Consider the following 21,848-nt stretch of genomic DNA (forward strand, 5'->3'; position numbering starts at 1 on the left):
AAAATTCCACTTAATTTTGACCGCTTGTCATTCCCGTGTATTCAGTGAATCTAACTATTATTTAAATTGTTTTAAGAAACGTAAGTCATTTTCAAAGAACGAACGTAAATCCGTTACGTTGTATCGTAACATCGTTAAACGCTCAACTCCCATACCTACCGCAAAACCACTGTATTCTTCCGGATCGATACCTACGTTACGTAATACATTTGGATGCACCATACCGCAACCTAATACTTCTAACCATTTACCGTTTTGACGCATTACGTCCACTTCAGCCGAAGGCTCTGTGAATGGGAAGAATGACGGACGGAAACGCACTTGTAAATCTTCTTCGAAAAACGCTTTTAAGAAATCGTGAATCAAACCTTTTAACTCAGTAAAGTTTGCTTTTTTGTCCACATAAAGCAATTCGATTTGGTGGAACATCGGTGTGTGAGTTTGGTCGTAGTCGTTACGATATACACGGCCCGGTGCCACGATACGGATTGGCGGCTGCATATTTTCCATGGTACGAATTTGTACGCCTGACGTTTGCGTACGTAATAAACGTTGCGCATCGAACCAGAACGTATCGTGATCCGCACGTGCCGGGTGGTGAGCAGGAATATTTAACGCATCAAAGTTATAGTAATCCGTTTCGATTTCCGGACCGCTTGCCACGGTAAAACCTAATTCAGAGAAAAATTTTACGACACGTTCAATCGTAATTGAGACTGGATGTAAACCACCTAATTCGGTTTTACGACCCGGTAATGATACGTCAATGCTTTCCGCCGCGAGTTTTGCGTTTAACGCTTCTTGTTCCGACGCTTCTTTTTTCGCATTTAAAATATCAAGAATTGTTTGCTTCGCTTCATTGATTTTCGCACCGATTGCCGGACGCTCTTCCGCCGAAACATTGCGTAATTCTTGCATTAACGCAGTAAAATGACCTTTTTTACCGAAATATTCAACACGAAACTCTTCTAACGCATCTAAACCTTGATCTAAGGCATCTAAAGCATTTCTCGCTTTCTCTGTTAATTCTTTTAGGTGTTGCATTACCTATCCTCTAAATATATTGATGAAAAATTATTGTGATGATAATACTTTGCCTGAAGAAAGTAAATGTAAAGTTAAGCTAAAGTGTTGATTTTTAAGGTTTCACAAAAACAATTAATTTGAATGATTTATCTATACAAGCGGTTTATTTTTGGAGTTTTTTTGCAAAAATTAGAAATAAAACAAAGTTTGGTGATTTGCTTTTATGAAGCATTAGCTTAATAGTTGATAAAAGCGTATTATCACAGCGTTTACTACAACTATGAATGAGGAAATTATGTCACATATTGCCAAACAAGACGTTCTAGACGCATTTAGCTTCCGCGCTGCTTGTCGTAGCTATGACCCGGCTAAAAAAATCAGCCGTGAAGATATGGAATATATTTTAGAGCTCGGTAGATTATCACCAAGTTCTGTAGGTTCCGAACCTTGGAAATTCATTGTGCTGCAAAATGCGGTTATCCGTGAAAAAATTGCGCCAGTTTCTTGGGGAATCAAACACCCAATGCACGAAATGAGCCATTTAGTCGTGATCTTAGCTAAGAAAAATGCGCGATACGATTCGGATTTCTTCCACCAGGGCTTATCAAAACGTGGCTTAACACCGGAACAAATGGAAACCACCATTGCTCGTTATAAATCGTTCCAAACCGATGATATTAAAGTGTTAGAAAGTGATCGTACCTTATTCGACTGGTGCTCGAAACAAACTTATATTGCACTCGCAAATATGATGACCGGCGCAGCAATGATTGGGATTGACTCTTGCCCGATTGAAGGCTTTAACTATGATGCGGTAAACGAAATCTTAGCGAAAGAAGGCTTATTTGACGCTAACGAATACGGTGTTTCTTGTATGGTGACCTTCGGTTATCGTGCGAAACCGATTACCAAAAAATACCGTAAGCCGGCTGAAGATGTGATCAGTTGGGTGGAATAAATCTTGCTATCCATATCAATAACAAAGGGGCTTAAGCCCCTTTTTCTATTTTCGATAACAAGCGGTCAAATTTCATAAAAATTTTACCCAAAATCACCGCTTGTTATGCCCGATTAAGCCACTTGTTACTTAATGTGCCTGCCACCATTGAACCATTTACATTTAATGCGGTGCGTCCCATATCAATTAACGGCTCAACTGAAATTAATAAGCCAACCAATTCAATCGGTAAATTTAAGGTGGAAAGCACGACAATCGCTGCAAAAGTTGCTCCGCCGCCTACACCGGCAATGCCGAATGAAGAAATCGCTACCACTAGAATTAACGTGACAACGTAACTGAGACTAAACGGATCTATACCTACAGTTGGTGCGACCATCACCGCTAACATTGCAGGATAAATCCCAGCACAGCCATTTTGCCCAATAGTGGCACCGAAGGTCGCCGAGAAATTAGCAATAACATTATTATTACCCAATTTATCGGTTTGCGTCTCAATATTTAGCGGTAAAGTCGCAGCACTTGAGCGAGAGGTAAAAGCAAAGCTAAGAGTCGGTAACACTTTCTTGTAGTAATCCAGCGGATTCACTTTTGCCACGAAAAGTAGAATGCCATGTACTAAAAACATCAAGCCGATTGCTAAGTAAGACGCCACAATAAAGCTACCCAAATTAACAATATCTTCCCATTTTGAAGTAGTTGCCATTTTTAGCATGAGTGCAAATACGCCGTAAGGGGTTAAGCGAATCACAAAACGGACTAAACGCATAATCAGTTTATTTAAGGTATCCACCCCAGTTGCAATACGTTCACCTAATGCGGCATCTTCTTTGGCAAGGCTTAATGCCGCCACACCTAAAAATGCAGAGAAAATTACCGTGCTAATAATTGAAGTCGGGTTTGCACCGGTTAATTCTAAGAATGGATTTTTTGGAATAAAAGAGACTAACATTGCCGGTACAGATAAATTTGACACTTGCTCTGCACGCCCCGCCACTTTGCCCTGCGCAGCTAATTCTCTCTCACCAGCTACTAATCCTTCCGCTGATAAATCAAATAAATACACCATTGCAATACCGATTGCAGCCGCAATTGCGGTGGTAATCAATAAAACCGATAGTACACTGAAGCTGATTTTACCCAATGATCCCGCTTGTTTTAGACGGGTAATCGCAGACAAAATCGAAATAAACACTAACGGCATTACAATCATTTGCAATAAACGTACATAACCGTTACCGACTAAATTCACCCACTCTAACGTTGCGTCAATTTCTGACTTTTGGTAAAAATTTTGCAAAATTGCACCACTTACCACCCCAAGTAATAAGCCGACAAAAACAGTTTGTCCTAATTTTTGCGTGTTTTTATACAGTAAAAACAGTAGGAATAGTAGCGCTGTAAACACAGCTAAATTAAGGATAATCATCCGAATCTCCAACACAATAAAAAATAAAAGCGAGAATATAACTCTCGCTCTATATTTTCAATATAACTTTCTCATTTTATAGTACTAAAAGTTATATTATTGTACTTCCCAGCTTAAATTAGAGATTAAACGACATTTATCACACTTAAAGTGGAATACTTGATGCAACGGTTGTGCTAATTTCCATTCTCCTTGGCATTTAGGACATTTACGCTGATGTTCTGCAGCTAAATCATTACCTAAACGATATAAATAATAGAAAGTCGGCACACCGCTTAGTGCTTCAAGTTGATGACATAACGTTATTCCTGTTTGTGAAAGTTCGCTATCGACTTCACTAATTTGCGCTAAAGCCTGCTGTTCTAGTACACCGCCATTCATTTGTAACTGATCACAAGCTTGCCAATTTTCTTGCCATTTAATCAACTGTTCGCCAAGTTGTTGCTGTTGCTCGGTTGCTTTATAGAGTGGAATCGCACAAAAATCCTCACCACCATAAACCGGTGAACAGCTATCTAAGTGGGTAGTATAAAGAATTTGGAACGCCTGTTGTTCAAGTTCGCTGGTTTGTTCTGCTTGATAATCTCGACCAACAATCTCAAACGATTCGAATTCTACGCCATTTTCTTCCGCTTGTAATAGTGCCTCATTAACTTCTGCACTATTCCATTCCGGCATTAGACTGGTTTGCTCCGGGGTTGAAACTCGTACTTGAAAATGCGCCAGCGGATTTTGGTGGTAAGTCACCGCAAATTCTCTGCCGATAATCTGTCCGTTAAAACGCCATTGATTGACAACTTGGTTAATTAACGTGACAGGATCGCTTTCAAAATCTTGATAGCTAAAATTAGCGATAACTTGGTACATAATCTTTTACTTGTCCTAATTTAAGTTCTTGCTGAACAATTGAGGTTGGCTCTTGATGAATAATAATTTCCGAACGAGGAAAAATCGCTAGAATTTTCTGTTCCAGTGAATCGGTAATATCATGCGCTTCCCGTAAAGTCAGGTTATCTTCTAGCTCTAAATGAAGTTGAATAAAACGCACAGCCCCCACTTGGCGAGTAAGCAAATCATGCATACCGATAATTCGCTCATGATGTGCGGCAAGTTCTAAAATTTGATCGATTTCTTCCTGTGGTAATGCTTGATCTAGTAGTACTTGTACCGCTTCCCAAAACATTTTAAAAGCATTAATACCGATATAAAGTGCAATCCCAATTGCAAAAATCGCATCGGCATAAACAAAGCCATACAGACTTAGCAGCATAGCGACTAGAATCGCGGCATTCATTAACAAATCCGTTTGATAATGCAGAGAATCTGCCGCAATTGCCGGACTTTTAGTTAAAGCCACAACGCGTTTTTGATACCACACTAAAGCGCCGGTCACAATAATCGAAATCAGGCTGACAGCTATCCCTATTTCCGATCCTTCCATAAAATGCGGATGCATCAATTTATGCACACCTTGTAGCACTAAGAACACCGCCGAGCCACCGATAAACGCACTTTGAGCAATCGCAGCAAGCGATTCCGCTTTGCCATGCCCGAATGTATGATTTTCATCTGCCGGTAGCAGTGCAAAACGTAGCACTAAGATATTGGTGATCGAGGCCAATAAGTCCACAACAGAATCGGTCACTGCCGCTAAAATCGAAATTGAGCCGGTTTTCCACCATGCAAACGCTTTAATGACTATCAGCAAGCAAGCTACCAAAATCGCAAAATTTGCTGCTCTTTTCACCAATTTAATATATTGTTGCTCCATACTCCCCCCAAGTATGTACTATTTATCCTTACTTACAAGTAATTAGCCATGGCATTGCCGCCAGCTGCTGTGCTAATTGGACTAATGAGGCTTGATAAGCGGTCGAATTTTGCCATTTTTTTGCAACCATAGCGCGTTTGTCCGAATATTGAATTTGCCCATAGCCACACTGCAAATCTTTGCCTCGAGAGACTTCAAGTAATACGTCATTAAAACGTTCTGTCGGCGGATAAATCACTTCACTGCGCAATTCTTGCTGCTCAATACTCACTTTAGATTGCGTATTATTTTGTTGCGCAAAAGCAGCCTGTCGAAGCACTACTCGTTGTTGCAACGTTTTACCCTGCGAATTCTGATCTAGAAAAAATAAAATCCCATTATTCCAATGTTCAGGATCTTGCTTTCCATCAGCCGGTAAATAGAGCAATTGTCGCATTTCATCAATACGATTATCCGTTACCTTCACATAAGATTTACCTTGAAAATCCACTTTTTCCGGTAAATCAAATTGCTTTTGGGTTAGGCTACAAGCGGTCAAAAATAACGAAAATCCTGCAAGAAAAAGCCAACGCATTATGCCTGCTCCTTGCGTTTAAAGACGAGTTCCGTTGCGCTGGAAGCCTCTTCATCAAACCAATAGCCACCATAATTAAAAGCTTTCAGTTGTTCTACGCTAGTCGGTTGCGTTTCTAAAATAAAGCGTACCATCATACCGCGCGCTTTTTTCGCATAAAAACTGATTTGCTTAAACTTGCCGTTCTTTTCATCTAAGAATACCGGCTTAATAATGGTTGCCTGTAACTGTTTTGCTTTTACTGCACCGTAATATTCGTCCGAAGCAAGGTTCACTAAGATATTATCGCCTTGTTCATCAATCGCAGTCTGTAAATGTTGGGTAATAATCTCGCCCCAAAACGCATAAAGATCTTTGCCTTGTGGATTAGCTAACTTCGTCCCCATTTCTAAGCGGTATGGCTGCATTAAATCAAGCGGTTTTAATAGCCCATATAAGCCGGATAACATTCGCAAATGTGTTTGTGCATATTCTACTTGCGCTTGAGTAAGAGTTTCCGCATCCAGTCCTGTATAAACATCACCTTTAAATGCAAATAAAGCCGCTTTAGCATTTTGTTCGTTATGTTCCAGTTGCCATTCTGTAAAACGGGCTACATTCAGGCTAGCGAGTTTATCGCTGATCGACATTAATGAGCCTAATTCTGCCAGTGAAAATTGTTTGCAGATATCGACAAGTTGTTGACTATAAGCGGTTAATTTCGGTTGAGAATTTGCAAATGGGAAATTAGGTGCGGGCGTTTCAAAATCTAATGTTTTTGCAGGAGAAATGATGGCTAACATAAAAAATACCTTGATTAAAAATTTGGTTCATTTTAGCACTTGTCAGGCGATAAAAACAGAAAAGGCAGGAATAATCCTGCCTTCTGCTGATAATACTTTCGTATATCTGTAATACTCGAAATTAACGTTTTGAGTATTGTGGACGACGACGTGCCTTGTGTAAACCCACTTTTTTACGTTCAACGCGACGTGCGTCACGAGTAACGAAGCCAGCTGCACGTAATGCAGGGCGTAAAGTTTCGTCGTATTCCATTAATGCACGTGTGATACCGTGACGGATCGCACCTGCTTGACCAGAAATACCACCACCTTTAACAGTGATGTATAAATCTAATTTATCTAATAACTCAACTAATTCTAATGGTTGACGAACTACCATGCGTGAAGTTTCACGACCGAAGTAAACGTCTAAAGAACGTTGGTTGATGGTAATGTTACCACTGCCCGGTTTGATAAATACACGAGCTGAAGAGCTTTTGCGGCGACCTGTGCCGTAGTTTTGATTTGCTGCTGTCATTTTCGATGCTCCGTGATTAGATGTCTAAAACTTGTGGTTGTTGTGCAGCGTGGTTGTGTTCGTTACCTGCGTAAACTTTTAATTTACGGAACATTTCACGGCCTAAAGGACCTTTTGGTAACATACCTTTAACTGCGATCTCGATCACTGCTTCTGGACGACGTGCAATCATTTCTTTGAAAGTTGCATCTTTGATGCCACCTACGTAGCCAGTGTGCCAGTAGTAGATTTTGTCAGTTTCTTTTTTGCCAGTTACTGCTACTTTCTCTGCGTTGATAACGATGATGTAATCACCTGTATCTACGTGTGGAGTATATTCAGCTTTATGTTTACCGCGTAAACGGCGTGCTAATTCAGTAGCTAAACGACCTAAAGTTTTACCTGTCGCATCTACTACGTACCAGTCACGTTTTACTGTTTCTGGTTTTGCTACAAAAGTTTTCATTAATTAAATACCAATATTTTTAGTTATAACCCAATTCACTTATAAATAAGCGAATTACCTATATGACGGTAGAATCCGACCCCTTCGAGTCAAAATCTGACCAAACTTGTTCGGCGGGAAAGTCCAAACAAAACAGGGTGCGAGGATTATACAGATATTTTATCTAAAAAGCTAAGTTTTTTTGCATTAAATCTGAAAAATGTCGGAAAGCTCAAATTTTCAAAATTTAATCGCTTAAAGCCCTTCTCTTGCCTAGCGGATCGTGATACAAAAAGCTGACTTTTCACTAGCAAGAGGAATCGATTATGATGGGACAATGGACACCAGAAGTTTGGTCTGCAATTGGCGTTGCCTTTGTGATTGGCATCATTGCAGGATGCGTGATTGTACGTGCTTTTAAGGGCAATGTGCAGCAACATATTCAACTCGAAAATGAGCTAAAAGACACCAAAGAGAAAGTGGAAGAACAAAAGCAGCAACTTGAGCAACATTTTGAACAATCCGCTGCTTTACTCTCAACCCTTGCTGAAGATTACAAAAAATTGTATCAGCACTTAGCGAAAGGTTCGGAAAAACTATTACCTGAAGCAGAACAAATCGCTTTTTTCAAACAATCTCAACTTCCGCTCAAACATGAAAATAGTGAAGACCAACCGAGAGATTATTCGGAAGGCTCATCAGGCTTATTAAAATCGTAAAATTTCATCAAAAAAAGACCGCTTATTTGGCATAACCAATAAGCGGTCTTTTTATGTTATGAATCGGACAATTCCTCTAATAAACATGTTTTCAGTAATTTCTGCTGTTCTTTGCTTAATGCCTGATTTTGCGAGGTGCAGACGACAAAGAAATCCTCTACCCGTTCACCGATAGTCGTAATTTTTGCATTGACCAAGACGAGTTCTAATTGCCCGAAAATATGACTTACCTGAGCAAGTAATCCTTCTCTGTCTAAGGTAAATAACTCGAATGAAGTTTGGTTTGGGTGTTCATCCGAGAGAAATTTAACTTTGGTTGTGCGTTTAAAAGATTGATGTTTCACCGGTTTTCTCAATAATTTAAACGTTACGCTTTCCGCATCGGTCAGTACTCGCTGCAAAGATTGACGAACTTGTTCACAACGAGAAGGGTCAAGCTCTGCACCGCTTAATTCCGTGACGATGAAGCTATCGAATACCAAGCCATTATTACTCGTGATAATTTGTGCATCGTGAATACTGATCTTTTTCTGACTCAACGCTTGAGCAATACGCGCAAATAATTGCGGTTGGTCATTACAGTGCACAAAAATTTCGGTCGCCCCTCGTGCATATTCGTTACTCACTAATACCATTGGTAACGTTTTATGTTTGAGATAGTCTAATGCGTGCCAAACCAGCTGCTTTGGCGTATTACGTAAAAAGTAACCATCAGGACAAGGCGCCCAAAAGTCTTGCAAGCGTGTTCGTTCTAGAGGTGATAAGGCAAACTTCATAAGTTCTAACGCATCTAAACGATTTTGCTGGCTAACACGTTGATAATCCAGTCGTTTTTCTAATTCCTCGATAGTAAATTGATAAAGTTGCGTAAACAAAGAACGCTTCCAATCATTCCATAAACTTTCATTAGTTGCGCAAATATCCGAAATAGTTAGGCACATCAAATCGGTTAAAGCGGTCGAATTTTCCACTATTTTTGCAAAACTTTTCACTACCGCAGGATCATGAATATCACGGCGTTGTGCAGTTAATGACATGGTTAAATGCTCTCTCACTAGCCATGTGATTTGTTGCGCTTCAGCTTCGGAAAAACCGTGTAATACCGCAAACTGATAAGCATCGACCGCTCCGACTTGAGCGTGGTCACCTTCTCGGCCTTTCGCAATATCATGGAATAATGCCGCAAGATACAAAATAGGTTTATGTGTACAAGCCCGGAAATATTTACAGCATAAAGGATGTAATTCTTCAGCATCATCAGTTAAAAAACTTTCCAATTTCTGCATAACACGAATCGTATGCTCATCAACCGTATAGATGTGGAACAGATCAAACTGCATTAGCCCTTTAATGCCGTCCCACTGTGGCAAATAGGCGGATAACACGCCCAATTGGTGCATTGGTATAATCGCACGTTCCACCACCTTCGGCTGAGAAAATAACGAGATAAAACGGGCTCTAGCTTCAGCATCCATAGATAACGGCTGTTGCTGTTTTTTTAATGCCAATCGTAAATTACGTAGTGTGATAGCGTTAGCTTTAGCTTCCGAATACTGCGTTAAATGATAAAAAAGATCTAAAATTGATACCGGATCTTGCGTAAAACAACGGCGATGACGACAAACAATCTCTGTTCCTTGTAAATAGTAGTTCTGATCAAGCGGTCGTTTTTCGGCAACATTTTGCTGGCCGAGAATAATTTGCTCGAAGTTATCCAGTAGCAATTGACTTAGTTGCGAAATGGATTGAGTAGCTTGGAAAAACGCTTTCATCATTGCTTCAACCGGCTGATTCCCTTCGCCTTTATAGCCCAATTGTTCGCTTAGCTGCAATTGGCGATCAAAACGTAGGCGGTTGTCATAACGCTTAAGCTGCAGGTGTAAGGCAAAACGCATCTGGAAAAGTACGGTTTGCGCTTCATTCAGCTCACTAAATTCTTCAGGAAAAAGAATCCCTTTATTCAATAAACTCTCAAACGTATAAGTACCGAAGTGTCTTAATGAGATCCAAGCAATCAAATGCAGATCTCGCAACCCGCCCGGACTATGTTTTAGATCCGGCTCAAGGTTATAGCTGGTATTATGATAACGCGCATAGCGCTCGTTTCGTTCTTGTATTTTAGCGCTAAAGAAGTGGTCAATCGGCCAGAAATCTTCTGCATATAAGCTTTCGAATAAAGCCTGCCATAGCGCTTTATTACCGATTAAATAACGCCCTTCATACATATTGGTCGCCACCGATAATTCGCTTTTGCCGATCTCAATACATTCTTCGAGCGTACGAATACTGGCGCCGACTTGTAATTTACTGTCCCATAGTAAATTAAATAAGTCATTCAGCTTTGAATGTGTTTCATCATCTAATGTTTGCGCTGTAATTACCAAAATATCTACATCGGATAAAGGAAACATTTCTCGTCTGCCATAACCCCCAACTGCGATAAGTGTTAAATCGTGGCATGCTGTAAAGCCGAATTGTTGCCATAAGTTCAGTAATAGCTGATCATAAAAATCGCTACGTTGACGTAACAACGTAACGACTTCTGTAGTAGCAAAATCGTTTTTTTGTTGTAAGTTAAATTCGGTGAGTTGATTTTTCAACATTGTGTTTGTCATCTTTTTATCTCTAAAATATAACGTGCTTCAATAGCACATCTATTCTCAACAAAATAACATCAGCAAGATTAAAGATAAATAAAAAAGCGGTTAGAATCTGCAAATTTTTTGCAATTTCTAACCGCTTGTTTTTAATTAGCCGGCAACTTGTGGTAAGTAACCTAGCTGAATAAAGAACGGAATAATCATAATAATGACACCGGCGATTAACGCAATCACAAGTGCTGCATTGCCGCCAATGACTCGATAAGCTAAATTAGGATGTAGCTTACGAGCTTTCCATGCTAAACCGATTGGTAATAACATTCCGTAGAATGCAAATAGCAAGCCTGCATAACCTAATGCGGCAATAAATCCGTTTGGATAGAACAGCGCAAACAATACCGGCGGAATAAAGGTTGCTAAGGTCAACCATAAACGATTCGCCGGTAAATTCACACGTTTTAATAAATCACCAACACACTCGAAAATACCCATTGCCACACCTAAGAATGAGGTAATCAATGCAAGTGCTGAGAATAAACGCACCATTTCACCTAAAATCGTGCTGCCGGTAATTTGGCTGGTTGCTTTAACTAAACCGTTTAGTGTTGGGTCTTGTTTTAAGATCTCAACGAATTCCGCTTGGGTTAATACACCGTGCGTTGCAAGTTGCCATAATAAATACGCTACTAACGGAATTGCAGTACCGATATAAATCGCAATGCGGATTTTGCGAATATCCGCATCTAAATAGGTATTGATACTCGCCATAATCACGTGGAAACCGAATGAGGTAAAGAAAATCGGAATGGCTGATACTACAAATAAGTTATCAAGCGGAACGGCAGTTAAATTCTCCAATTTTGCTTTTGGTAGCATCATTAGTAATACAAAGACAAACGCAACAATTTTCCCGATAAATAATAAGCGAGTTAAACCATCCACGCCTTTAATACCAATTACCACGAATGAACCAAGTAAAACGGTAAAGAGTAAAATACCGACTTGAGTTGTAGTATGCGCATCGCCAATTTGAGGTAATAAGCCAGAAAGCAGCGAGCCGCCGCCAGTAATATAAGCGGCTAATAATGCATATAATAAAATTAGTAAACTTGCTGTCGCTAATACCCTCCCCGTGATACCAAAATATTGTTCCGCTAAACTTGCCACACCAATATCTTGCTTCGGTGCGGTTTGGTAAACCTCCATAAACAGCAAACCGGTATAAGCTAATAACGCCCATAAGCAAATGAGTAACGCGACTGTTGCGCCAAATCCCATTCCCGCTGAAGTAAGCGGCATCGCTAGCATTCCTGCACCAATTGTTGTGCCGGCAATCATCAAGGCACTGCCTAAAATTTTATTTTTCATTTATATAATAACCAATTAGATTGTATTTACAGTTAACTTAAAACAAGCGGTCAAAATTTGTAATTTTTTAGCAAAACTTGGCCGCTTTCACTCATCATTAGCCAATTACTCTCGGTAAATAACCGGCTTCAATAATAAATGGCACATTAATGATAAATATTGCTAATAATAATGCAATCAATAATGCCACATTGCCACCAAATACTTTGTATTTAGCATCCGGATACAATTTTCGGAATTTCCATACCATCGCAATCGGTAAAACTAACGCATAGAAAGCAAACATTTGTCCTGCGTACCCCAGTGCGGCAATAAAACCTTCCGGATAGAAAAAGGCGAATAGCATTGGTGGAATAAAGGTTAATGCGCCAAGAGAAATGCGAGGTGTGTTGATATGTACTCGTTTAAATAAATCCTCTAAACACTCAAATAAACCCAATGCCACACCTAAGAATGATGTAATTAAAGCTAATGCTGAGAATAATTTCACTGCGCCGCCAATTACCGAGCTACCGGTAATTTGCTGAATCGCTTCCGCTAAGCCATTTAAAGTCGGATCTTTCTCAATTAACTGTAAAAATGCGGTTTGATTTAACAAACCGTGTGTTGCAAGTTGCCATAACACATAAGCAATTAATGGGATCGCCGTACCGACTAAAATTGAAATACGTAACGCTTTTACATTACCGCCTAAATATTTATTTAAGCTAGGAATTGAACCGTGGAAACCGAAAGCCGTAAAGAAGACCGGTGTTGCAGAAATTAATAATGCATTATCAATCGGCATCTCAAGCAAATTGCTTACCGAGATATTCGGTAATAACAGCGCTAATACTAATAAAAATGCACCGATTTTCGTTAAGAATAAAATACGGTTAATCACATCTACACTTGTAGTGCCAATAACAACAAAAGCACCAAATACAAGGGTAAAAATAACACCCGCAATTCTTTTGGTTGTTTCAGCATCATTGATGGTTGGCATGATACCAGCCAATAATGAACTACCACCAGAAACATAAGCGGAAAGAATCGCATATAAAAAAATCACTAATACAGCAGTAGAAACGATACGGCCGAAATTTCCATAATATTTTTCGGCTAAAGTGCCAATGCCCGCATCACTTTCCACGTTTTGATAAAGTTCAACAAACAGCAAAGCACTAAAAGAAAGTAATAACCAAAGTGCGATAAGCAATGCAACCGTCCAGCCGAAACCAATTCCTGCTGAAGTGAGAGGCATTGCCAGCATTCCTGCACCAATTGTCGTCCCCGCAACAATTAATGTACTGCCAAAAGTTTTGTTTTGCATATCTAACCTCTAAAATTGTTATTAGGTGGGCTATTCTACAAGAACAAAAAACAAATGTAACGAAAAACTTTCACTGTAAACCATATTTTACACCATTAAAAATCAATGAGTTAGCTCCATTTTAGGGCTTGTAAGTTTCCAAAAAAATTCAACCGCTTGTAAAATCAACAAATTATTGTAATAAAAAAGCCGAGAAACATTTGCTTCTCGGCTTGTATTGATAGCTAATAATTAAGCGTCTGCTTGTTTATCTGCAACTTCTGCATCCGTATTCGGCGCATCTGTCGGCTGCTGTTCATCAGACTTCGATGCCGTGCTGGAATCATTTGACGAACTATGATCGTTCTTATCATTCCAACCAGCCGGTTCACCAACCGGACGACGATTCATTAAATCATCAATTTGTTTGCGATCTAAGGTTTCATATTTTAACAATGCGTCTTTCATCGCATGTAAAATATCCATATTGTCTTCTAAGGTTTTCTTCGCACGCTCGTAGTTACGATCAATGATTTTACGCATCTCTTGGTCAATCAGTTTTTGTGACTCTTCCGATACGCCTTTGATTGCCCCCATACCGTCTTCATTTTGATAGAACAACGGACCTAACTCTTTAGAGAAGCCCCATTGGGTTACCATTGCACGAGCAATTTGCGTTGCACGGTGAATATCCGAAGACGCACCGGTAGTAATTTTATCTTCACCAAAAATGAGTCCTTCGGCAATTCGTCCTGCAAATAAGGTTGAAAGCTGACTTTCCAATTTAGTAAAGGTTTCGCTTACACGGTCACCTTCCGGTAAGAACTGCGCAAAGCCAAGCGCTTGACCGCGAGGCACAATGGTTACTTTATTGAGCGGATCGTGCTCAGGCATTAAATAACCGACAATAACGTGACCGGCTTCGTGATAAGCGGTATTCATCAATTCTTTTTCGGTCATCGTATTTGAACGACGTTCCGGTCCCATATTGATTTTATCGCGTGCTTTTTCAAAGTCATCCATAGTTACGACACGTTGGTTTTTACGTGCGGCAAATAATGCGGCTTCATTAACTAAGTTTGCTAATTGTGCACCTGAATAACCCGGTGTACCACGTGCAACCACCATTGGATCAACATCCGGTGCAAGTGGCACTTTTTTCATATGCACTTTTAAGATTTGCTCACGACCTTTCACATTCGGTAAATCTACCGTTACTTGACGGTCAAAACGTCCCGGACGAGTTAACGCATCATCAAGCACATCCGCACGGTTCGTTGCAGCGATAATAATAACGCCTTCTGAGCCTTCAAAACCGTCCATCTCAACTAACATCTGGTTAAGGGTTTGTTCACGCTCATCATGACCACCGCTAAAACCAGCACCGCCACGTTTACGACCGACTGCATCAATTTCATCGATGAAAATGATACAAGGTGCATTTTTCTTCGCTTGTTCAAAAAGATCACGTACACGAGAGGCACCTACACCGACAAACATTTCAACGAAATCAGAACCCGCCATAGTAAAGAACGGTACACCCGCTTCGCCAGCAATTGCTTTCGCTAATAATGTTTTACCCGTACCTGGAGGCCCCACCATCAAGATACCTTTTGGAATACGTCCACCTAGTTTTTGGAATTTACTCGGATCTTTTAAGAAGTCCACTACTTCACCGACTTCTTCCTTAGCTTCATCACAGCCTGCAACATCGGTAAAACGAGTTTTAACTTGCTCGGCAGTCAGCATTTTTGCTTTGCTTTTACCAAAGCTCATTGCGCCACGACCGCCACCGCCTTGCATTTGGCGCATATAGAACACCCAAAAGCCAATTAGCATTAACATCGGGAACCATGAAATAAAAATCTGCGATAACAAACCACGGCGTTCTTCCGGTTGACCGGTAACCGTTGCGTTTGTTTTTGCTAGATCCGCCAATAAGTATTCATCATACATCGGCATCACGGTTTGATATTGCGTACCATCATTTTTAGTAACAGAGATGGTTTCATCATTACGTTTGAAATCCACTTCTTTCAGATTATTCGATTTGATATCGTTTAAGAACGTTGAATAAGCAACCGTATTATTGTTACCAAAGTTTGAGTTAAAGCCTTCAAAAGCCGTCATGAGCACAATCGCCACAACTACCCAAAGGACAATATTTTTAACCATATCGCTCAAGGTTAATTTCCTCTTTTAGAATAAAAAAAACTTGTTATGTCGCTAGATAATAAGCGGTCTGATTTTGCAAATTTTTTGCAATTTTTAACCGCTTATTAACCTTTATAACCTGTTGCTACAATATAAACTTCTCTTGAACGATCTCGAGAAGCTTCAGGTTTACGCACTTTCACGGTGCTAAACATTGCACGAATATCTCTTAAATAATCATCAAAGCCTTCACCTTGGAACACTTTAACGACAAAACTACCTTTAGGTGCAAGTACCTGACGACACATATCTAAAGCCAGTTCTACTAAATACATTGCTCGCGGAATATCAACTGACGGCATACCACTGAAATTCGGCGCCATGTCCGACATTACCACATCCACCATATCATCACCGACACGTTCTAACAGTGCATTCAGTACCGATTCTTCTCGGAAATCGCCCTGTAAAAAATCCACACCGACAATCGGATTCATATCTAAAATATCACAGGCAATAATACGACCTTTACTGCCGATTTGCGTTACCGCATATTGTGACCAACCGCCCGGTGCCGCCCCTAAATCCACTACGGTCATCCCCGGTTTGAATAAGCGATCGGTTTGTTGAATTTCATCTAGTTTAAAATAAGCTCGTGAGCGTAATTTTTGTTTATGTGCTTTTTGTACGAACTGATCTTTAAAATGTTCTGCCAGCCAACGCGATGAACTCGCACTTCTTTTTCTGCCCATTAAAATAAATCTCTTTCCTGCCTTTTAAAAAATCTAGTTTACCATAATAAGGGCAATTTGGCGCTATTCAAGAGCGAAAAGAGAAGTAAAGTTAAAATTTTGTAATAAGCGGTCGATTTTTGTCATTTTTTACAAAAAACAATCAACCGCAACCGTTTGCGCAAAATTCAATTTTACAACTTTGTAAAACACCTGTATAATTCGCCCGCAATAATTTCTAGACAGCAATTTTATTTTATCTTTTAAGGAACTATTGCAAATGGCATTACGTATCAAACAAGAAGCCCTTACCTTTGATGATGTTTTACTCGTCCCAGCACATTCTACCGTGCTTCCAAATACCGCAGATCTTTCAACTCAACTTACCAAAACGATTCGTTTGAATATCCCAATGCTTTCAGCTGCAATGGATACCGTTACTGAAACCAAATTAGCGATTTCTTTAGCGCAAGAAGGTGGTATTGGCTTTATTCACAAAAATATGTCCATCGAACGCCAAGCAGATCGTGTACGTAAAGTGAAAAAATTTGAAAGTGGTATCGTTTCTGAGCCCGTTACTGTATCACCGGATCTTACCCTTGCCGAACTTGCCGAATTAGTGAAGAAAAATGGTTTTGCCGGCTACCCTGTTGTCGATGGTGAAGATAACTTAGTCGGTATCATTACTGGTCGTGATACTCGTTTTGTGAAAGACTTAAGCAAGCCTGTTTCTAAATTAATGACACCTAAAGAGCGTCTTGTGACTGTAAAAGAAAATGCAACTCGTGACGAGATCTTAGAATTAATGCACGATCGCCGTGTTGAAAAAGTCCTTGTGGTTGATGATAACTTCAAACTAAAAGGCATGATCACCGTTAAAGACTTCCAAAAAGCGGAACAAAAACCGAATGCGTGTAAAGATGAATTCGGTCGTTTACGTGTTGGTGCGGCTGTTGGTGCTGGCCCAGGCAATGAAGAACGTATTGATGCGTTAGTAAAAGCGGGTGTGGACGTGTTATTAATCGACTCTTCACACGGTCACTCTGAAGGCGTATTACAACGTGTACGTGAAACACGTGCAAAATATCCTAATTTACCAATCGTTGCCGGTAATATTGCAACTGCTGAAGGTGCAATCGCATTAGCGGATGCCGGTGCAAGTGCAGTGAAAGTAGGTATTGGTCCAGGTTCAATCTGTACTACACGTATCGTAACCGGTGTAGGTGTACCACAAATTACTGCAATCGCAGAAGCAGCAGCAGCATTAGAAGGCCGTGGAATTCCGGTCATTGCCGACGGTGGTATCCGCTACTCTGGCGACATCTCAAAAGCAATCGCAGCGGGTGCAAGCTGTGTAATGGTAGGTTCTATGTTTGCTGGTACCGAAGAGGCACCGGGTGAAATCGAACTTTACCAAGGTCGTGCATTTAAATCTTACCGTGGTATGGGTTCATTAGGTGCGATGAGCAAAGGTTCTTCAGACCGTTATTTCCAATCGGATAACGCCGCAGACAAATTAGTACCAGAAGGTATTGAAGGTCGTATCCCTTACAAAGGTTTCTTAAAAGAAATCATCCACCAACAAATGGGTGGCTTACGTTCTTGTATGGGCTTAACAGGATCAGCGACTATCGAAGATTTACGTACCAAAGCACAATTCGTACGTATTAGCGGTGCAGGTATCAAAGAAAGCCACGTTCACGATGTAACGATTACTAAAGAAGCACCTAACTATCGTATGGGTTAATTCTTAGGTTATCTTGTGCAGCACAGTACCCACGGCTTATGCCGTGGGTTACGCATAATTCAGCTTCTCTAGAGCTGGGCCTTACAAATAAACAAGAGCTACAGCGTAGCTCAACTATGCGTAACCTAGGGCGGCTCGCCCTAGGTTTTTATGAAAAAGAGAACAAAATGAACAACATTCACAATCATAAAATTTTAATTTTGGACTTCGGTTCACAATACACGCAATTAATCGCACGTCGTGTGCGTGAGATTGGGGTTTACTGCGAGCTTTGGGCGTGGGACGTTACCGAAGAACAAATCCGTGAATTTAACCCGACCGGGATTATTCTTTCAGGTGGTCCTGAAAGTACCACTGAAGAAAATAGCCCTCGTGCGCCGGAATACGTATTTAACGCAGGCGTGCCAGTACTTGGTATTTGCTACGGTATGCAAACCATGGCGATGCAATTAGGCGGTTTAACTGAAACTTCTGATCATCGTGAATTCGGCTATGCTTCAGTTGATTTACAAGCGACCGATGCGTTATTTGCAAAATTAAACGATAATTTGACCGCTTCCGAGCCGAAATTAGATGTTTGGATGAGCCACGGCGATAAAGTAACTCGTTTACCGCAAGGTTTCCAAATCACTGGTGTCACACCTACTTGCCCGATTGCTGCAATGTCAGACGAAAGCCGCCGTTTTTACGGTGTACAATTCCACCCGGAAGTAACCCATACCAAAAGCGGTTTAGAGTTATTAACCAACTTCGTAGTAGGTATTTGTGGCTGTGAATGTAAATGGACAGCAGAAAACATTATCGAAGACGCTGTGGCTCGCATTAAAGAGCAAGTGGGCGATGATGAAGTTATTTTAGGCTTATCAGGTGGCGTGGATTCATCAGTAACTGCACTTCTTCTACATCGTGCAATCGGCAAAAACTTACACTGCGTATTCGTGGATAACGGTTTACTTCGTTTAAATGAAGGCGATCAAGTGATGGAAATGTTCGGCGATAAATTCGGTTTAAACATCATTCGAGTAAATGCTGAGGATCGTTTCTTAGATGCATTAAAAGGCATTGATGAGCCGGAAGCAAAACGTAAAACCATTGGTAAAGTGTTTGTCGATGTATTCGATGATGAATCGAAAAAACTGACCTCAGTGAAATGGTTAGCACAAGGTACTATTTACCCTGACGTGATCGAATCGGCAGCAAGCAAAACCGGTAAAGCACACGTAATTAAATCTCACCACAACGTAGGCGGCTTACCAGATTATATGAAACTCGGTTTAGTGGAACCGTTACGAGAATTATTCAAAGATGAAGTGCGTAAAATCGGTTTAGCACTTGGTTTACCGGCAGAAATGTTAAATCGCCACCCATTCCCAGGCCCAGGCTTAGGCGTGCGAGTATTAGGTGAAATCAAGAAAGAATACTGTGATTTACTGCGTAAAGCAGATGCAATCTTTATCGAAGAGCTATACAAAGCAGATTGGTATTACAAAGTAAGCCAAGCGTTCACCGTATTCCTTCCGGTGAAATCGGTGGGTGTAATGGGCGATGGACGTAAATACGACTGGGTTGTTTCACTCCGTGCAGTGGAAACTATCGACTTTATGACCGCACATTGGGCGCATTTACCATACGATTTACTTGGTAAAATCTCAAACCGTATTATCAATGAAGTAAACGGCATTTCCCGCGTGGTATATGACGTTTCAGGCAAACCACCTGCAACGATTGAGTGGGAGTAAGATTTAAAGGCACTATTTATAGTGCCTTTTTTATATCAATGTAGAGAATATGTAATGACTACAGAAATACTCAATGAATTATCGCCCCTTTCAAGTTCAGAAAAGAATCCCGAACCTTGGCATGTTTTGATAAAAGCAGTTAATACTACGGATATTATTGGTACAGTTTTACGCCTACACTTAGTTCTAGAGAAAACTATTGAAACATATGTTTGCATAATCACAAATCAAAAGAACTTATTTGGATTCTCATCAGTGGATAATGAAAAATTTATTATTGAGTGTTCAACCAAGCTAAAAATGGCTAAGGCTATAGGACTCCCGAGTAAATTATATAAAGCCTCATCAAAAATTAATAAAATTAGAAATGAAATAGCTCATATAACCGATGTAACTATATCAGAATCGGATCTTAAAAGCGCACTCGCGCATCTAACACAATATTTAGCTGAACAAGACAAAGATATATTAAAGTATGGATTAGAATTACGAGAATTTGATGGGACTATTCTTTATAATAAAACATTTGGAGATAAAGACATATCAAGCAAAGATAAATTTATACTAATTGTAAGTACCATAGTTAATGAAATCCATCATCTGATGATAACTCAAAGTCATTAATATAAAGATCGTAATTGACACTAATGCTATACTCCCCTTTTTAGATAGCCAATTCCTTATCTAATTACTTAATAAAAAGTGGGTTTGCCTAGGTAAAGACTTATAACCCACTTTATGATAACTTTTACTAGGTTAACTATTTCTTCCTAGCAAAATTCTCATCATTCTGACAATATACTAAACAATCACGAATTAACCCACTGATTCTCAATATATTTTCAGGTCTATCTATAATAATATTACTTCCTGTAATATCTAATCCTGCTCTCTGAATCTCTGCCCGGTGAATATCTAAAAGCTCTAATGGCACATTAATGCAAGGATGCTGTTTATTATCAAAATAACGTAATATCCAGCGATTAGACTTTCCTTGAAATAAAATACTAAAATAGCTTTCAGTATCTTTAGCCACTAATTCTACAGATTCTCCGAGTATTAATACAACATAGTCAAATAACTGTCTTTCTGTATACGTTGTTATAATTTTATTGTTTTCTGAATCTACTATCGGAGCCTTCTCATCAATTTGAGGTTCTTGTGCCTCTGTATCTTCTACTTCATTCTGAGCCTGTCTTGATAACCCAGACACAACCATTGCGCTAACAGCTTTTTCAACCGCTTGCTTAACGATGGGAGTAATTGCGTCAATAAAACGCTGATTAAGCTGCCTTCCTACATTAGAACGTCCTGCTACATATCGAACAAATTCAGAGTCAACCTCTTTTAAGCTTTCACTTATTGTCTTAGTGAATGCCGATAAATATACACTCTCTTCTGCTAATGTTCTCAACGCTTCTGGCTGAAAACGGTCATGACAAAATTGGCTTAACTGATTAATCTTTGAGTCATCTACATTTTCGAAATTAATCCGCAAAAATGGCGATTCATCCATAATATTTTTATCTTTTAGATCCGTAAAAAATCGCCATTCTCGCCCATTAGTCACAGCAGCAACAGTTACCTCGGGTGTTGCATTAAAATATCTCGCTAATTGTGGAACATGATTAGATAAATTTTCATTATATGATTTAGCTTCAATGAACATTACCGGAACATCATGGCAAAATAAAGCATAATCAACACGTTCCCCATTTTTCACACCAGGAAAGTCTGCCCCATACTCAGCTCGAACTTTCGTTGGGTCATAAGGGTTAAACCCCAAAATATCTAGCAATGGTAAAATTAATGCTTGCTTGGTCGTTTCTTCCGTACTGCAATGTGAACCGACCTTAATAACATGCTGAATATGTGATAATACTTTTTCTTTAAATATACTTTGATTCATTATTTTATCCTCATAGGTAAGAAAACTATAATCTATCCGATTCGGTATTTATATACTGTGATAGCAATCACAAAATCATGAAATAAAATAATAAAAAGTCATTTATATA

At 39.8% G+C, this 21,848-nt stretch carries 19 protein-coding genes; 5 read left to right on the forward strand and 14 right to left on the reverse strand.

Annotated features, from left to right (window positions below; genetic code table 11):
• Positions 1–57: 57 nt before the first annotated feature.
• Complete coding sequence (gene pheS, locus ASU1_RS03800) at positions 58–1,044, reverse strand: phenylalanine--tRNA ligase subunit alpha (protein ID WP_014991534.1); 987 nt, start codon at positions 1,042–1,044, stop codon at positions 58–60.
• Between the two features lie 277 nt (positions 1,045–1,321).
• Here pheS and ASU1_RS03805 point away from each other — a divergent pair, with 277 nt between their 5' ends.
• Positions 1,322–1,984 (forward strand): NAD(P)H-dependent oxidoreductase, encoded by a 663-nt coding sequence (locus tag ASU1_RS03805; protein ID WP_014991535.1) that lies wholly within the window; start codon positions 1,322–1,324, stop codon positions 1,982–1,984.
• A gap of 103 nt (positions 1,985–2,087) precedes the next feature.
• On the opposite strand, the gene ASU1_RS03810 is transcribed toward ASU1_RS03805, so the two are convergent.
• The 7 genes from ASU1_RS03810 to rplM form a co-directional block, all read right to left on the reverse strand.
• Positions 2,088–3,413: an L-cystine transporter gene (locus ASU1_RS03810; protein ID WP_014991536.1), complete on the reverse strand. Its 1,326-nt coding sequence runs from the start codon at positions 3,411–3,413 to the stop codon at positions 2,088–2,090.
• A gap of 96 nt (positions 3,414–3,509) precedes the next feature.
• Entirely contained in the window at positions 3,510–4,280 is a 771-nt protein-coding gene (locus ASU1_RS03815) for a Zn-ribbon-containing protein (RefSeq protein ID WP_014991537.1), read from the reverse strand.
• Complete coding sequence (locus ASU1_RS03820) at positions 4,261–5,184, reverse strand: cation diffusion facilitator family transporter (protein ID WP_014991538.1); 924 nt, start codon at positions 5,182–5,184, stop codon at positions 4,261–4,263. Before ASU1_RS03820 ends, ASU1_RS03815 begins: the two co-directional genes overlap by 20 nt.
• 28 nt (positions 5,185–5,212) lie before the next feature.
• Positions 5,213–5,758 carry a hypothetical protein gene (locus tag ASU1_RS03825; protein ID WP_014991539.1) on the reverse strand — a complete coding sequence of 182 codons (546 nt, stop codon included), beginning with the start codon at positions 5,756–5,758 and terminating at the stop codon, positions 5,213–5,215.
• Positions 5,758–6,540: a peroxide stress protein YaaA gene (gene yaaA, locus ASU1_RS03830; protein ID WP_014991540.1), complete on the reverse strand. Its 783-nt coding sequence runs from the start codon at positions 6,538–6,540 to the stop codon at positions 5,758–5,760. The genes ASU1_RS03825 and yaaA overlap by 1 nt, the downstream gene beginning before the upstream one ends.
• Positions 6,541–6,661: 121 nt before the next feature.
• Complete coding sequence (gene rpsI, locus ASU1_RS03835) at positions 6,662–7,057, reverse strand: 30S ribosomal protein S9 (protein ID WP_005622826.1); 396 nt, start codon at positions 7,055–7,057, stop codon at positions 6,662–6,664.
• 16 nt (positions 7,058–7,073) lie between these two features.
• Positions 7,074–7,502: a 50S ribosomal protein L13 gene (gene rplM, locus ASU1_RS03840; protein ID WP_005596850.1), complete on the reverse strand. Its 429-nt coding sequence runs from the start codon at positions 7,500–7,502 to the stop codon at positions 7,074–7,076.
• A 308-nt stretch (positions 7,503–7,810) separates the two neighbouring features.
• On the opposite strand from rplM, the gene ASU1_RS03845 reads away from it, so the two are divergent.
• The gene (locus tag ASU1_RS03845; protein ID WP_014991541.1) at positions 7,811–8,200 is read left to right on the forward strand and encodes a Z-ring associated ZapG family protein; all 390 of its coding nucleotides are present in this window, start codon (positions 7,811–7,813) and stop codon (positions 8,198–8,200) included.
• A gap of 56 nt (positions 8,201–8,256) precedes the next feature.
• On the opposite strand, the gene glnD is transcribed toward ASU1_RS03845, so the two are convergent.
• From glnD to rlmE, 5 genes are all read right to left on the reverse strand, one after another.
• Positions 8,257–10,815, reverse strand: a complete 2,559-nt coding sequence (gene glnD, locus ASU1_RS03850) for a bifunctional uridylyltransferase/uridylyl-removing protein GlnD (RefSeq protein ID WP_039195054.1) — start codon at positions 10,813–10,815, stop codon at positions 8,257–8,259.
• 135 nt (positions 10,816–10,950) lie between these two features.
• Positions 10,951–12,168, reverse strand: coding sequence for an aromatic amino acid transporter (locus ASU1_RS03855; RefSeq protein ID WP_014991543.1), 1,218 nt, complete (start codon positions 12,166–12,168; stop codon positions 10,951–10,953).
• A gap of 97 nt (positions 12,169–12,265) precedes the next feature.
• Positions 12,266–13,480: an aromatic amino acid transport family protein gene (locus tag ASU1_RS03860; RefSeq protein WP_014991544.1), complete on the reverse strand. Its 1,215-nt coding sequence runs from the start codon at positions 13,478–13,480 to the stop codon at positions 12,266–12,268.
• A 231-nt stretch (positions 13,481–13,711) separates the two neighbouring features.
• The gene (gene ftsH / locus ASU1_RS03865; RefSeq protein ID WP_039195713.1) at positions 13,712–15,634 is read right to left on the reverse strand and encodes an ATP-dependent zinc metalloprotease FtsH; all 1,923 of its coding nucleotides are present in this window, start codon (positions 15,632–15,634) and stop codon (positions 13,712–13,714) included.
• 104 nt (positions 15,635–15,738) lie between these two features.
• Complete coding sequence (gene rlmE / locus ASU1_RS03870) at positions 15,739–16,365, reverse strand: 23S rRNA (uridine(2552)-2'-O)-methyltransferase RlmE (RefSeq protein WP_014991546.1); 627 nt, start codon at positions 16,363–16,365, stop codon at positions 15,739–15,741.
• A gap of 259 nt (positions 16,366–16,624) precedes the next feature.
• Here rlmE and guaB point away from each other — a divergent pair, with 259 nt between their 5' ends.
• The 3 genes from guaB to ASU1_RS03885 all read left to right on the forward strand — a co-directional run bounded on the left by guaB (position 16,625) and on the right by ASU1_RS03885 (position 20,454).
• Complete coding sequence (gene guaB / locus ASU1_RS03875) at positions 16,625–18,091, forward strand: IMP dehydrogenase (RefSeq protein ID WP_014991547.1); 1,467 nt, start codon at positions 16,625–16,627, stop codon at positions 18,089–18,091.
• Positions 18,092–18,258: 167 nt separating this feature from the next.
• Entirely contained in the window at positions 18,259–19,830 is a 1,572-nt protein-coding gene (guaA, locus tag ASU1_RS03880) for a glutamine-hydrolyzing GMP synthase (RefSeq protein WP_014991548.1), read from the forward strand.
• Positions 19,831–19,884: 54 nt separating this feature from the next.
• Positions 19,885–20,454, forward strand: coding sequence for a hypothetical protein (locus tag ASU1_RS03885; protein WP_014991549.1), 570 nt, complete (start codon positions 19,885–19,887; stop codon positions 20,452–20,454).
• Between the two features lie 136 nt (positions 20,455–20,590).
• On the opposite strand, the gene ASU1_RS03890 is transcribed toward ASU1_RS03885, so the two are convergent.
• Positions 20,591–21,739: a type I restriction endonuclease gene (locus tag ASU1_RS03890; protein WP_014991550.1), complete on the reverse strand. Its 1,149-nt coding sequence runs from the start codon at positions 21,737–21,739 to the stop codon at positions 20,591–20,593.
• Positions 21,740–21,848 lie beyond the last annotated feature (109 nt).

This window comes from Actinobacillus suis ATCC 33415 (assembly GCF_000739435.1).
Lineage (GTDB): Bacteria > Pseudomonadota > Gammaproteobacteria > Enterobacterales > Pasteurellaceae > Actinobacillus > Actinobacillus suis.

Bases quoted from the DNA above. Each gene is read 5' to 3' on its own strand.
- ASU1_RS03855 (WP_014991543.1), bottom strand. From the start codon at position 12,168: ATGAAAAATAAAATTTTAGGCAGTGCCTTGATGATTGCCGGCACAACA.
- ASU1_RS03845 (WP_014991541.1), top strand. From the start codon at position 7,811: ATGGGACAATGGACACCAGAAGTTTGGTCTGCAATTGGCGTTGCCTTT.
- guaA (WP_014991548.1), top strand. From the start codon at position 18,259: ATGAACAACATTCACAATCATAAAATTTTAATTTTGGACTTCGGTTCA.
- glnD (WP_039195054.1), bottom strand. From the start codon at position 10,815: ATGACAAACACAATGTTGAAAAATCAACTCACCGAATTTAACTTACAA.
- ASU1_RS03805 (WP_014991535.1), top strand. From the start codon at position 1,322: ATGTCACATATTGCCAAACAAGACGTTCTAGACGCATTTAGCTTCCGC.
- ASU1_RS03820 (WP_014991538.1), bottom strand. From the start codon at position 5,184: ATGGAGCAACAATATATTAAATTGGTGAAAAGAGCAGCAAATTTTGCG.
- ASU1_RS03810 (WP_014991536.1), bottom strand. From the start codon at position 3,413: ATGATTATCCTTAATTTAGCTGTGTTTACAGCGCTACTATTCCTACTG.
- ASU1_RS03885 (WP_014991549.1), top strand. From the start codon at position 19,885: ATGACTACAGAAATACTCAATGAATTATCGCCCCTTTCAAGTTCAGAA.
- yaaA (WP_014991540.1), bottom strand. From the start codon at position 6,540: ATGTTAGCCATCATTTCTCCTGCAAAAACATTAGATTTTGAAACGCCC.
- ASU1_RS03815 (WP_014991537.1), bottom strand. From the start codon at position 4,280: ATGTACCAAGTTATCGCTAATTTTAGCTATCAAGATTTTGAAAGCGAT.
- rplM (WP_005596850.1), bottom strand. From the start codon at position 7,502: ATGAAAACTTTTGTAGCAAAACCAGAAACAGTAAAACGTGACTGGTAC.
- ASU1_RS03825 (WP_014991539.1), bottom strand. From the start codon at position 5,758: ATGCGTTGGCTTTTTCTTGCAGGATTTTCGTTATTTTTGACCGCTTGT.
- pheS (WP_014991534.1), bottom strand. From the start codon at position 1,044: ATGCAACACCTAAAAGAATTAACAGAGAAAGCGAGAAATGCTTTAGAT.
- guaB (WP_014991547.1), top strand. From the start codon at position 16,625: ATGGCATTACGTATCAAACAAGAAGCCCTTACCTTTGATGATGTTTTA.
- ASU1_RS03860 (WP_014991544.1), bottom strand. From the start codon at position 13,480: ATGCAAAACAAAACTTTTGGCAGTACATTAATTGTTGCGGGGACGACA.
- rpsI (WP_005622826.1), bottom strand. From the start codon at position 7,057: ATGACAGCAGCAAATCAAAACTACGGCACAGGTCGCCGCAAAAGCTCT.
- ASU1_RS03890 (WP_014991550.1), bottom strand. From the start codon at position 21,739: ATGAATCAAAGTATATTTAAAGAAAAAGTATTATCACATATTCAGCAT.
- rlmE (WP_014991546.1), bottom strand. From the start codon at position 16,365: ATGGGCAGAAAAAGAAGTGCGAGTTCATCGCGTTGGCTGGCAGAACAT.
- ftsH (WP_039195713.1), bottom strand. From the start codon at position 15,634: ATGGTTAAAAATATTGTCCTTTGGGTAGTTGTGGCGATTGTGCTCATG.